Origin of the sequence: Devosia algicola, from assembly GCF_028816455.1 — a bacterium.
Taxonomy (GTDB): Bacteria; Pseudomonadota; Alphaproteobacteria; order Rhizobiales; family Devosiaceae; genus Devosia; species Devosia algicola.
The window spans coordinates 3,046,434-3,058,848 of sequence record NZ_CP118246.1 but is presented as its reverse complement, the minus strand read 5'-3'; the positions used below and the strand labels follow the sequence as shown (position 1 = coordinate 3,058,848).

At 55.0% G+C, this 12,415-nt stretch carries 14 protein-coding genes; 7 read left to right on the top strand and 7 right to left on the bottom strand.

Annotated elements, in window-relative coordinates; genetic code table 11:
• Positions 1–605: 605 nt before the first annotated feature.
• From PSQ19_RS16300 to PSQ19_RS16290, 3 genes are all read right to left on the bottom strand, one after another.
• A complete protein-coding gene (locus PSQ19_RS16300; protein WP_282218596.1) occupies positions 606–1,760 on the bottom strand; it encodes an iron-containing alcohol dehydrogenase in 1,155 nt (384 codons plus the stop codon).
• A 343-nt stretch (positions 1,761–2,103) separates the two neighbouring features.
• Entirely contained in the window at positions 2,104–3,093 is a 990-nt protein-coding gene (locus PSQ19_RS16295; protein WP_328517775.1) for an ABC transporter ATP-binding protein, read from the bottom strand.
• 30 nt (positions 3,094–3,123) lie between these two features.
• On the bottom strand, positions 3,124–4,596 hold the full coding sequence (locus PSQ19_RS16290) for a sulfatase-like hydrolase/transferase (RefSeq protein ID WP_282218595.1): 1,473 nt from the start codon (positions 4,594–4,596) through the stop codon (positions 3,124–3,126).
• Between the two features lie 480 nt (positions 4,597–5,076).
• Here PSQ19_RS16290 and PSQ19_RS16285 point away from each other — a divergent pair, with 480 nt between their 5' ends.
• The 7 genes from PSQ19_RS16285 to PSQ19_RS16255 are packed head-to-tail and all read left to right on the top strand — an operon-like array spanning position 5,077 to position 9,813.
• Complete coding sequence (locus tag PSQ19_RS16285; protein ID WP_282218594.1) at positions 5,077–6,309, top strand: ABC transporter substrate-binding protein; 1,233 nt, start codon at positions 5,077–5,079, stop codon at positions 6,307–6,309.
• On the top strand, positions 6,269–6,574 hold the full coding sequence (locus PSQ19_RS16280; protein WP_282218593.1) for a hypothetical protein: 306 nt from the start codon (positions 6,269–6,271) through the stop codon (positions 6,572–6,574). The genes PSQ19_RS16285 and PSQ19_RS16280 overlap by 41 nt, the downstream gene beginning before the upstream one ends.
• Positions 6,567–6,884 (top strand): hypothetical protein, encoded by a 318-nt coding sequence (locus tag PSQ19_RS16275; RefSeq protein ID WP_282218592.1) that lies wholly within the window; start codon positions 6,567–6,569, stop codon positions 6,882–6,884. The genes PSQ19_RS16280 and PSQ19_RS16275 overlap by 8 nt, the downstream gene beginning before the upstream one ends.
• A 16-nt stretch (positions 6,885–6,900) precedes the next feature.
• Positions 6,901–7,731: an ABC transporter permease gene (locus PSQ19_RS16270; RefSeq protein ID WP_407649016.1), complete on the top strand. Its 831-nt coding sequence runs from the start codon at positions 6,901–6,903 to the stop codon at positions 7,729–7,731.
• Positions 7,732–7,782: 51 nt separating this feature from the next.
• A complete protein-coding gene (locus PSQ19_RS16265) occupies positions 7,783–8,217 on the top strand; it encodes an ABC transporter permease (protein ID WP_282218591.1) in 435 nt (144 codons plus the stop codon).
• Positions 8,148–8,753, top strand: coding sequence for an ABC transporter permease (locus tag PSQ19_RS16260; protein ID WP_328517677.1), 606 nt, complete (start codon positions 8,148–8,150; stop codon positions 8,751–8,753). The genes PSQ19_RS16265 and PSQ19_RS16260 overlap by 70 nt, the downstream gene beginning before the upstream one ends.
• Before the next feature lie 4 nt (positions 8,754–8,757).
• Entirely contained in the window at positions 8,758–9,813 is a 1,056-nt protein-coding gene (locus PSQ19_RS16255) for an ABC transporter ATP-binding protein (RefSeq protein ID WP_282218590.1), read from the top strand.
• Positions 9,814–9,956: 143 nt separating this feature from the next.
• On the opposite strand, the gene PSQ19_RS16250 is transcribed toward PSQ19_RS16255, so the two are convergent.
• The 4 genes from PSQ19_RS16250 to PSQ19_RS16240 form a co-directional block, all read right to left on the bottom strand.
• Complete coding sequence (locus tag PSQ19_RS16250; protein ID WP_282218589.1) at positions 9,957–10,229, bottom strand: sialidase family protein; 273 nt, start codon at positions 10,227–10,229, stop codon at positions 9,957–9,959.
• Complete coding sequence (locus tag PSQ19_RS20010) at positions 10,211–10,690, bottom strand: exo-alpha-sialidase (protein ID WP_407649172.1); 480 nt, start codon at positions 10,688–10,690, stop codon at positions 10,211–10,213. The genes PSQ19_RS16250 and PSQ19_RS20010 overlap by 19 nt, the downstream gene beginning before the upstream one ends.
• A gap of 25 nt (positions 10,691–10,715) precedes the next feature.
• Complete coding sequence (locus PSQ19_RS16245; RefSeq protein WP_282218588.1) at positions 10,716–11,147, bottom strand: exo-alpha-sialidase; 432 nt, start codon at positions 11,145–11,147, stop codon at positions 10,716–10,718.
• Between the two features lie 85 nt (positions 11,148–11,232).
• Positions 11,233–12,312 carry a four-carbon acid sugar kinase family protein gene (locus PSQ19_RS16240; RefSeq protein ID WP_282218587.1) on the bottom strand — a complete coding sequence of 360 codons (1,080 nt, stop codon included), beginning with the start codon at positions 12,310–12,312 and terminating at the stop codon, positions 11,233–11,235.
• Positions 12,313–12,415 lie beyond the last annotated feature (103 nt).

The window sequence follows — 12,415 nt, the reverse complement described above, 5'->3', positions numbered from 1 at the left end:
CGGCGGGACAACGTAGAATTTATCGAGTCCAGTGCGTGTCACACGTGACGTTCCTCGCTATTGATGATTATCGATCTAACTCGACTGCGGGCCAGCTTTTGTGACTGAGGCAAACGATGAGGTTTGATCTCGATACGATCAGGACTGATCGACCATGAGCAAGAAGCGATTAAGCACCAATCGCTGGCCGAGCAGGAGGTGGACGTCATTTGCAGCAAGCTTTGGGGCCTGCCCGTGAAATTACCGCCAACTTCTGTCCGGCGCTATGAAGGCTCTGTCGGTTGTTTTGGCCCGGGTGAGCGATGAGGTTGGCGCGGCGCTTATCATTGAGCGGCGCGACCCATAGACTCCGGCCGATGAGACGAGCGTTACCAGGTGCATCGGCACTGGCATAGCCCGATCAGGCTGGTGCAACTGTACCGTCGACAGCACACGCCAAGCAAATCAAAACAATTGGTCGTCGGACTTAATCGAGTCCAGATGGCACTGGACTGTAGCTGAATTGTCAAGATTGGCGACTTTGTTGAATATCTGGCACTGATGCACGCGCGTACTATCCCAAAACGCAATATTGGGTCACACGCCCATAGCGGCAGACGACTGATCTAAAGCGACGCCTTGTAGATCTCCAAAATTGCCTCTTTCGACATTTCGCGAGGATTGTAATCGAGGAGGCGACGAATCTTGAATGCTTCGTCAGCCATCGGCTCCAGGTCCGATGGCGACACACCAAGCTCAGCCATTCTCATCCCTATCCCGAGGTCAGAGCAAAACTGATAAGCCCCGGCGAATGTGTCGCCGTCTGCAAATCCCAAACTGTGTGCAATCTCCCGCGTTTTGCCTGGCGTAGAGTGCTGGTTAAACGCCAGCGTATGTGGAAATATCACAGCGTTGGCTAAGCCATGGGCAACGTTATGTCTTGTACCAAGCGGGTATGAGATCGCGTGCCCAGCCGTGGTGTTGACGGGTCCAAGGCAGTACCCTCCAATACACGAGGCAAAGCTTAGGCCCGCCCTTGCCTCCAAGTCAGCACCATCACGGACAGCTCGGCCAAGAAACCTGCCGACCAACTCAATACCCTGACGTGCATACATATCAATCAGCGGATGCGCACGCGTGCTCGTGAAGGCCTCAACGCAATGCGCCAATGCGTCTATGCCGGTCGTCGCGGTAATCGCGGATGGCAAACTGACCGTCAGCGCTGGATCAATAATGGCCACATCGGCCAGCATATGGGTACTTTCCACCGAGATTTTTTGTTGTGTCCCGGGGTCTGTTACAAGTGCACGTGATCCAACCTCGCTGCCGGTCCCCGATGTTGTCGGGACTTGCATCAGAAATACGCTGCGTTGCGGCGCGTTGCCAACGCCTGCAATATCCTGAATCGACTGCCGCGCCGACACCAAGACCGAAACCAGTTTCGCGCAGTCCATAACACTGCCGCCTCCAAATCCGATGATGAGGTCCGCAGATACCTCACGAGCGACCGATAAAGCCTTGTTTACGGAGACCAAATCGGGCTCAGATACGAGATCGCCATGCACGAAAACCTTTCCAGGCAGATCCAATTGATCCACACGGTTCGCGTTATACTGATCTGAAAGAACGAGTGTCCGCTTTGCGCCCTTGTCTGTTGCCCACTGTCTGGCGCTGGATATCTTGCCGATGCCAAACTCGATGCGAGTGGGGCGTTCAATCCTGAGCGGCGCACCGTATGTCGCCTGACCCAACTTCTTACTGCCAAGCGTAGCTGCGCACATTAACCGTCCCCTTTGAATTCCCGATGCAAGCCTCAAACTGCGAACACATGCCCAGCCACTGAACGCCCCATTTAAACAATTCATCGCACCAGCATGCCACAGAATTACAAGTTGTCAACTCCATGGAAATCACCCGATCCGCCAGTCGACACAAGGATCATCTACATTATTGATAAAACTATATTATTTCTTCCTATTCCGTTGCCGTATCGGCACCGTAAAAGTTGTCAGGAAACGCTGCCAGCGCGACGCATTTTGGCCAATGACGGCAGGCATCGGTGCTCACCCACGTCGCGGTTTCCCTTCGTGGTCGCTGCGGCGGATGTCTCAATCTTGTTGAGGTCTACGTACGCGCCGCAACTGACGGCGGATTGAGAACCGGGCAAGCGGCCAAATGACCATCGCCGGCGTCCACCAACTGCGGAACGTCTCGGCGACAAGACTCCATGGCGTGTTTGCACCGACCATGGAAGCTGCATCCGGAGGGTGGATCAATTGGGTTTGGGATCTCCCCGTAAGGATTTCGCGCTTGCTTTTTCGCTTTGGGTTGGGGACTGGCGCGGCCGAAATGAGTGCGCGCGTATAAGGGTGCCGCGGATTTCTGAACAGGCTCCTGATTGGTCGCCACTTCGACGATCTTGCCCAGATACATCACCGCAACGCGGTCGCTCATGTGGCGCACCACGCTCAGGTCATGTGCGATAAAGATGTAGGAAAGCTCGGGCTCACGTTTGAGGCCCTGTAACAGGTTCACCACCTGCGCCTGAACCGACACGTCCAGGGCCGAGACTGCTTCGTCGGCCACTATTAGCTTGGGACTAAGTGCCAGCGCCCGTGCAATGCCGATGCGCTGCCGCTGTCCGCCGCTGAATTCGTGGGGATAGCGATCGGCGAGATCGCGATGTAGTCCCACCTTTTCCAACAGCACGCCGACTCGGTCAGGTATTTCGCTTGCCGGCACCACATTGTGAACCAAGAGCGGTTCGCCGACAATTTTTTCGACTGTCATCCGCGGATTGAGCGACGCATAGGGGTCTTGAAATATGATCTGCATGTCCCTTCGCACTCGCAGCATCTGCCTGCGCGACAGGTCGGTAATATCCGTGCCTTCAAAAAAGATTTCACCTGCCGTGGGTGCAAGCAGTTTCAGGATCAACCGGCCGAGCGTGCTTTTGCCGGAACCGCTTTCACCGACCACACCGAGGGTTTCGCCACGGTTCAGGTGCAGCGTCACGTCATCTACAGCCTTGACCGATTTCTTTTCAGATTGAAACATGCCAGTTCGCACCGGAAAGTGCTTCTTAAGCCCTCGAACTTCGAGCAGTGGCTCCATCACTATGGCCTCCGTTGGCACTTACCTTGGTCAGCGGTCGATCGGCGACACAGGGACTGTGTCCTGTGTACGATGTTGCCAGTCTCTGATTTTCGCGACCAGAGAATTTACAAATTCTATATTTGTCCTACCGTAGATATTGTCGGTCTCGCCCGGGTCCACGGTTAGCTGGAAGAGCTCATGTTCCCCGAGTTGGCTAAAGTTGAACTTCCATCCGTCCTGGGTATAGACAGTGCGGACAGGATCGGACATCGCCGCAACGATCTCGCCTTGCTTGTAAAACTCATGCATCCAGTCACGGGTAGAAACCTCACCTACAACGTCGCCTAGTCCGTTGTTGCCACCGCTCCATTCCATGAAGACATCGCTGTCGGGCACCGCCTCGCTTTTGGCTTCGATCCAGCGCCTAAGGCTGTTTCCTTGCAAGCCGTCCGGCCCAGTTGCACCGAGATAGTCAAGGATGGTTGGAACCACGTCAATCTGACTGAATGCGCCGGATATCAACTTGCCTTGGGTCTGGCCAGGTAATTTGACTAGGAATGGCACCCGCGCCGCCTCTTCGTACATGAAGCACTTGGTCAGCAACCGGTGGGCGCCCATCATGTCCCCATGGTCAGAAGTGAACACAATCATAGTGCTATCATCGAGCCCACAAGCTTCGAGCGTGTCCAGAATGCTGCCAATATGCGTATCGACAAGGCTGCACAATCCCCAGTAGTGGGCAATCATGCGCTTCCAATCATCCTCAGTCTCCAACGCCATACCGCTGTGCCCGTGACGTCGAAACTGTTCCTTCATGATGCGGGTCTTGAGCGGGCTGTCATTGGCCAACTCGTGGTCAAAGTTATCGGGTAACGGGATGCTTTCCAATGGATATTGATCATCGCGCGGACTGAAAAAGGGCATATGAGGTTCGAAGAAGTTCACATAGAGCACAAACGGCATGTCGATGTGGGTGCGCAGGAAATCGTTTGCCATCTCGGCAACATAGGCTGGTTTGCCCAGTTCTTCGGGAAGCCGGGCTGCTTCACCTCGACTGAAATAATCACCGTTCTTCGGCGTCAGACCTTGGGCGATGAGATGGTCGTGGTAGGATGATCGGGCGGCTTTGTCTCGTCCCTCGCTGAAATATTTCTGATACTGGTCCTCGACGCTCGCCCAATGCTGAAACCCATGCTGGGCAAACACCTCGTCGCCGAGATGCCACTTGCCGAAATGGGCGGTCACGTAGTCGCCATCCACCATTTCCGGCAGACATTTGGTGGTTTGCGCCAATGGCACATTGTTCTCGGAGCAGCCGTTGGTATGTGGATAAAGCCCCGTCAACAGACTGGACCGAGATGGCGTACACACGGGTTGGGTAACGTACATGCGCTCAAACACATGGCTGCGGTCGGCCAGACGATTCAGATTCGGCATGTCGATCTGATCGTTGCCGTAAGCTTTTAACGTATTGAATGCCTGCTCATCGGTATAGATAAACAACAAGTTTGGCTTGTTCATGTAGGTTGCCCCCCTGCCAGCTACTTCGAATGCGCTCCACATTGCTTATCGGTTGTGAAACATGAGGTGCTAGCGGCATTTTGCCCAACAAATTCGACTAAAGTCACATCGCCCAGCTTGGAAGTTACACATTTACAAGATGCGATTGCAACCTGCGTCTCAGCAAAAATTTCGTCCTTTGGGTCTCACGCTCCAAATGCGTTTCGCATTTCCGCCGCAAGCATGAATTTTCGAGTACTGTATATTATTGATTTTATTGATATAATTTTGTCACAAGGAACACCATCAAAATATTACAGACACATTCGTACTGTGCTCTCAGTCACTTCATCGGCAAGCGATCGGCACTTGCGGCCATGGGATTTACCCTCACTTGGTCACATTTAATATTGTCAACTGGACAAATTTAGGTATCCTCTGGACTTCGCAACGAGGGAGGATGGACTATTGCAACGATTTGACAACGCAGCCAACACCAATGTGGATTGGGGTGCGCGCAACCGGAAATTGGGGCTCTGCATTGTTGCGGCGGCTTCCCTCGCTTTGGCGTTCGCCGCCCCTGCCAACGCGCAGGACGACAATGTCTTGCGTATCGCAACCGCGGCCCAGGGAGAGGCAAGCTTTTCGTTCCAACCCACGGTGTGCGGTTCGGACCAACAGAATTGGGAGACACTGCTCTACGTGCCGCCAATGTACTTCGATGAAGACTCCAAGCTACAGCCGGGGATTTTCAAGTCCTGGTCCTCAAATGATGACAGAACCGTATGGACCTTCGAAATTGATCCGCGTGCCAAATTCTCCGATGGCTCTCCTGTCACGGCAGAAGACGCCAAGGGCACCTGGGAGATTATGGCCAATCCGCAATATTGCGGACGCGCCGCGCAGTACCTTGGAAACATTGTCGGATTCCAGGATACCGCAGATGCGAACGATATCAACGCGACGATGACAGGGCTCAAAGTTGTTGACGATCACACGCTGGAAGTCACCCTGGCGGAGTCCGACCCGGTGTTCATGTACCGGATCGCAACAACCCATCTGAACATTATCAATCCTGCAGATGCGCGCGAACTTGGCGAAGCCGATTTCTGGTTGCCGGAAAACAACCCCAAGTTCACTGGCCCCTATGTGCTGTCGGACTACAGTCCTGATTTGGGCGAGGCGACCATGACGCCGAACGAGAATTGGTGGATGGACGTCGGACCGTATCTTGACGCCGTGAAGTTTCAGTTCGTGCCGGACGCACAGACGGCCGGCGTTATGGTGGTCAATAATCAGATCGATGCATCCCAGGCAGATATTCCGACGGTCTTCAAAGACCAGGCGCCGGGCTATTTCGATCACATAAAAAGCATTGGCTATCACACATTCTTTCTCCGCCCCAACGCCGCACCGACGGACGACCCACTTGTTCGCAAGGCGCTTGCCCTTTCTGTGAATTGGAATGCGGTAGCGAAGGCGACATTCGCCGACGTAGACTATCTGCCAACCCCACAGCCGCTCGACCCCGAAATGATCCAGGATCCGGACAATAAGGGCTATCCATACGATCCGGAAGCGGCTCGGCAGGCACTTGCAGACTCGAGCCTATGGCGGGCCGGAAAACTTGCCCAAGTTGCGTGTGTCTCCGCGCGGAAATCGCCTCTCCAACAACCGTGCCCTGCAGGCTGTAATGGGGTACTGGAAGGAAAATCTCGGTATCGAAAATGTTGAGTTCCAGGAGCGTCCTGCTGGCTTCGGCAAGGACTGGGTGGACACTATCAACCTGACACGCGACGACGTCGTCATTCGTTATCCCGATGCCGCCAGCTACATGAATGCGGCGGCCAACTCCACCAGTGTAACCGCAACCGACACGATGAACGGATATTCCAATCCGGAAATCGACAAGGTGTTGGCACTGGCCCTGAAGGCTCGATCCGTCGGATCCAGAGCGGGATCAGTTGGCATTCAAGGCCCAGAAGATGTTCATGGATGATTATGTCATGGTCGGTTTTGGCAAGGCGATTCGGAACATCAACGCGCGCAACTACGTCACTGGCTATTTCAAGGGCCCTGATGTGGGCCTGATTGCCCCGTGGCGCATCAAGGCTCGAAAAGGAATAGTCGAGCGCCTCACACAGCGACCAACACGACGCATGCCACACAAGTCGAACTGGTGTGGCATGCGTGCACAAGGTGAGAACGAAATTTATGGCTTCATACCTGCTTGTCAGACTGGTTCGATGGATCACGGGGTTATTGATGGTGATGTTTTTGACATTCACCATGATGCATTTCAGCGGTAGCAACCCAGTGGACATAATGGTTAGCCAAGGCAGTTCCGCCGATTGGCCACAGCAGCGGATTGAAGCCCTCAAGGAGAAGTTCGGCTTTGACAAGCCGTTCTTCGAACAGTTGGTCGACTATACAAACAACCTTCTGCATGGCGAATTTGGTCGTTCGATAAAATTCAATCGTGACGTAGCACCCATCCTCGAGACCAAGGTGCCAATCTCGGTGCAACTCGGCCTGGCGGCAACATTTCTTGTGATTGTGTTTGGCGTACCATTGGGTGTGTTGGCCGCAGCAGCGCACAATCGGTGGCCCGACACCGTGATCCTGGGCACGACCATGACGTTGCAGGCTATTCCAGAATTTGTGCTGGGTCCTGTCCTGACCGTGATATTCGTTCTGTGGCTAAAGATCCTTGCTGTACCAGTCGGCTGGAATGGCCTGTTTACCCAGCAGTCTATCCTGCCACTCGCAGTGCTCACTATCGCGAACGTACCGATCATTATTCGCCAAACGCGCGCATCCATGCTGGAAATGGCGGGGAGCGACTACATCAGGACGGCGCGCACCAAGGGACTGTCAGAACGAAAAATACTAATGAAGCACATGCTTCGCCCCGCATTGATTCCTGTCAGCACGACTGCCGGCATGTTGATGACGAGCCTAGTGAACGGCGCAATTTTTGTCGAAGCAGTGTTCAACATTCCGGGCCTTGGAAACCTGACTCGCGACGCGACGCTGTCACTGGATTATCCACTGGTTATGGGCGTGGTGATCATCATTACCGTTCTCGTCATGATGGGAAACCTGATTGTCGATCTAAGCTATCCTCTTATCGATCCGCGAATCCGAAACCGGTGAAGTGGCCTTGAAAACTGCGTCGACTGAATTAGCAAGGTTTGTTGATAAGCCATGACCGCAACAGCACACGCCACAGGAATCAAACGAGCCAAGTCGCGCAATCTGTGGCGTGATGCGGCGCGGCGCTTTGTCCGCAACAAGTTGGCAATTGTCGGCATGGTCGTGGTTGTAGTGTTTCTTGTACTCGCGATACTGGGCTCGGCGATCACGCCATATGATCCGTTCGACCAAGATTTGATCGCAGCATTACAGGGGCCCAGTCCAGCACACTGGCTGGGTACCGACGATCTGGGCCGGGACGTACTCAGTCGGTTGATAATTGGCGCGCGCACGGCGCTGTTCGTGGCGATTGTGACCATCTCAATCAGCCTAGTCATTGGTATCGTGCTCGGAACGATGGCGGGCTATTTGGGGCCATGGGCAGATACGCTGATCATGTGGTTCAGCGATGTGGTTCAGTCGATCCCCCCTTATTGCTGGCTATGATTGTGACAGTGACACTACGTCAGCCTGCGACATACTGGGCGGACCAGGTCTATTCGGCGACCCACTGGTCGATACTCGCCAATACAAACCGATGGTGGATAGACTTTGTTATTGTCTTTGGCGCCCTGTCGCTTGCCTCATGGCCATATTATGCGCGCCTGATCCGTGGCACGGTCCTGAGCCTATCCAGCGAGGACTATGTGCTGGCGGCGCGTGCCATCGGTGTGCCCGATATTAGGATCATGACACACCATATTCTGCCCAATGCGATCGGCCCTATCATCGTTCTTTCCACATATCAGTTTGGTGCCGCGATTGTTGCTGAGGCAGGTCTCAGTTTCCTGGGCGTGGGCGTGCAACCGCCGAATACGAGTTGGGGCAGCATGTTGTCCAGGGGCTGGCAATTGTGGACCATCGCGCCCCACGTGATGTTCGCGCCGGCGATTGCAGTGGCGCTCATCCGTATCACGTTCAACTTCCTTGGTGACGGACTGAACGACGCGCTTAATCCCAAATATTCGAAAGGAGGCAAGTAGACAGATGCCGCGCACCGCCTCCCTCACACAGACCGCCGATCGAGTTAAAGCGACCACCGCTGGGGACAGCGACGTCCTGCTCGACATTGCCGACCTTAAAACCTATTTCTTCACCGAGAACGGCGTTTCGAAAGCCGTGGATGGTGTAGATTTTCAAGTCCATAAGGGGGAGACGCTCGCTATTGTGGGCGAGTCAGGTTGCGGAAAGAGCGTTACCGCAATGTCCATCCTGCAAATCCTTGACAAGGCCGTAGGCAGAATAGTCGGTGGCAGAATATTGCTGGAAGGCACCAACCTGCTCGAGTTGTCCAACCGCGAAATTCGGCGGGTCCGTGGCAAGGAGATATCGATGATTTTCCAGGAGCCCATGACCTCGCTAAATCCTGTATTCACTGTTGGCGATCAGATCAGCGAGGCCATACTCGTGCATCAACAAATCGCGAAATCGGCTGCCTGGGACGAAGCGCAGCGACTGCTGTCGCTGGTTGGGATCCCGTCTCCCGGACGGACGATGCGCGACTACCCTCATCAGCTGAGTGGCGGCATGCGCCAGCGGGCAATGATTGCCATGGCACTCAGTTGCAATCCGAAGTTGCTGATTGCCGACGAACCAACCACGGCACTCGATGTAACTATTCAGGCGCAGGTCATGGAACTGATCGACTCGGTCAAGACCCAGTTTGGCATGTCGGTGTTGCTCATCACGCATGATCTTGGAGTCGTGGCAGAGTCGGCAGATCGTGTCGTGGTGATGTACGCTGGCAAAGTCGTCGAGCAAGGCGAGGTTGGCGCCATATTCGAAAACGCGCTACACCCTTACACACAGGGCCTTCTTCAATCCATGCCGCGACTTGACGACGATCAACCCATAGGTGATCTGCCAGAAATTGCGGGCATGGTTCCGATGGCAAATGATCGCCCTGAAGGATGTTACTTTCATCCGCGCTGTCCCAAGGCCATGGACATTTGCCGACAGCAAATGCCAGAGCTCACAACGCACGGCGAGACACAGGATGTCAGATGCTGGCTTTACACACCAGAAGTCTCAAACGAGCATTAGGGTATTTGGGGCGCAATATACTGGCTTGCTATTGCGGATACCATCGACCATCTGGACATAGCTGAGTAACCGGTGCCTGACGGCATTTGCATCTGTCTTGCCGGACGTGCGGACCCGGCAAGATCAGGTTGGTGCCGCCTTAGTCAGGACGACGATTCTACGGAATTGCCAGAGGATACCCATTTGCGTGGGAACCGCACAAATTTGATGGCGCGGCGGAAAAAGGTGAACGCTACATTTATCGTTCCCTCCGGTCCCTCCGTAACAGTGGGGTAGGACAATTCGCGACCGTGCCGCTCCGCTTTGGAATCGGGGTCTTTGAGCGGTGCGCTATCGCCAACTTGAATGTCGCGCTGCTCCGGCCAAGTCACTCCATCATCGTAGGACAGGGCAATGCTCAGTGGGGTGCGTGGCACGCCCCATACTGCCCGTCGAATCTGTGCGGCTTGCCCCCGTCCGTACGAAGGTTTTCTCTTGCGTAGCGCCGGTCAGTAAACGCGGCTGCATTCACCGAATTGAATACCAATGCCAATGCGCCATCTGATAGTGCCCGCACCTGGATTGACGAATTGTTGTTGGGTTGATCGGTTGCCGATGGCGCGGTCCAGCTTTTCCCAAAGTCCGTTGAAACACTTCGCAGAATGTGGTCTGCGTATCGGCTTCGGTAGAATGCCAACAGCCGCCCGTTACCTCTGTCCACCACGTTCATATGGACGGCGCCCAGGCTGTTTGGAACCTCATATTCTTTCCAGGACTTGCCGCGATCGGAAGAGAGTTTTACGGCGCTGACGTCATTATGCCCGTGCCAGCGTTCTCCCGGGACCGGCCGACAATGGAACACCGGCAACAACCAGGTCCCATTGCCCAGTACGACCATCGGTTGCCTGATAAAAATTCCGGGCTCATCGAACAACAGGCTCGACGGGGTCCCATGTGGTGCCCTGATCGCGCGAGACGCGACGACGGACAATGGATGTATCCTGCCCGTTGTAGAGTTGGGCGGTGTAGAGGAGCCACAATTCGCCATCTGGTGTTTCAAAAAGTACCGGATTCTGTTCGGAGCGTTCCGGATCATCAGATAATTTGACCTCCCCTTCCCATCGATCCGCCCCCTTGGGCAATCGCGAAAAATATATCGAAACATCGGGCTTTCCCTCCTCTGATCCGGCGAACCATGCGCAGACGAGATCCCCATTATTCAAAGTCAGCAGAAACGAGGCATGGGTCTCCTTGTCCTTGGACGGCAGGTAGGCAGCGACCAGCGCCGGATCGTCCTCACAGTCGCGTAGCAGGCCATCAGGCTTAATCTGTTCCACCGTGCCCATTTTACTCATCAAATTTCTCCTGCCTGTACAATTTTGCGGATGGTTTCCACGCAGATCGTGGTTGCGTATATGGTTGGCGGCGTGCCCATTGTGTTCAGCCACCCGTCATAGCGACAAGGCGGCTGAGCGTGTCGGGGTCGCCAAACCCCCCGGACTTGGTAAAAATCGTCGTGGGCAGTCCGCTGATAGTGGCGTGAGATCGGCTGACGCCGGGGAATATCTCACCCGCAACCTCCAGCGACTTGACACCTAACGCCGCGAGAACCGACGCCGCGGTTTCGCCACCGCTCATCAACAGCGTGGCCGGCTTATTTTGCACAACGGTCTGTGCGACCCCTCTCGCAAATCGCCGTCCGACGACTTCGGGTGTTTCCAACTCGTCAGTTGCTGTGGCAACAAGCAGACAAGTCTGCGAATTCATTTTTCCGACAGGGACAAGGCCATTTGGCGCGAAAATCAGCTGGATGGTCCTGCTGCTCCTCAGATGCGCGATCTGCCTTTGTGTTACCTCGTCTCGTGAGCCGATCACCAACAATATTGGCCGCGCAACTGAAGTCTCCATCCGACGCCGTTTCACAACGGGCTTGATGCCGGCCTTCAGGAGCTGCTGCGCCAGCGCAACTGCCAATCCTCTGGCGCCGACAGCTACGCACTCGGTCGGCCGCGTCATGACGGTCTCCGCCGCTATAGTTAGCCCATCCCTATCAACAGCGTCGCAGACGGTGACGTCACTGTGCGGTCCGAACAACGACCTGACGTCAATCGGCGTGTCCAAACCATGTCCAGACAGGTAACCATCCACGATGGTGCGCCCCATATCCGGAATGGCGGGAGCTACGATCATATGCTGCCGATTGAATACTGTCATAACGGCGCGCGACTCTGCTGCCGCCGACCCCTTCAGACGTGAATCGATTTTCTTGAAGACCAGCGTCGGTTGCAGGTGCCGAAGGGCGCGTGCAATTTCTTCGACACGTGCCACAGCTGCTGGTTTGCCCAGTTCACGCGTCGAGGTACTGACGCACGCAATTTGAGGCACCTCCAACGTCGGGTCGATCAACGCGTCCCATTGCGGCACCATCAGTGTCCGGAAGCCGAGATCAGAAAACGGCGCGCCCGCATCGAGGGCTCCGGTCAAGTCGTCGGCAATCAATAGCACCTGCAGCTTGGCCATTGCATGTTTGTTCCTAGTAGCGGCAATCTGCGAGCGGCCGTCGGCGCGCTCCGTAGCGACCAAAGTAGCAACGCTCATGGCTGCACTATTCTGATAATATGTT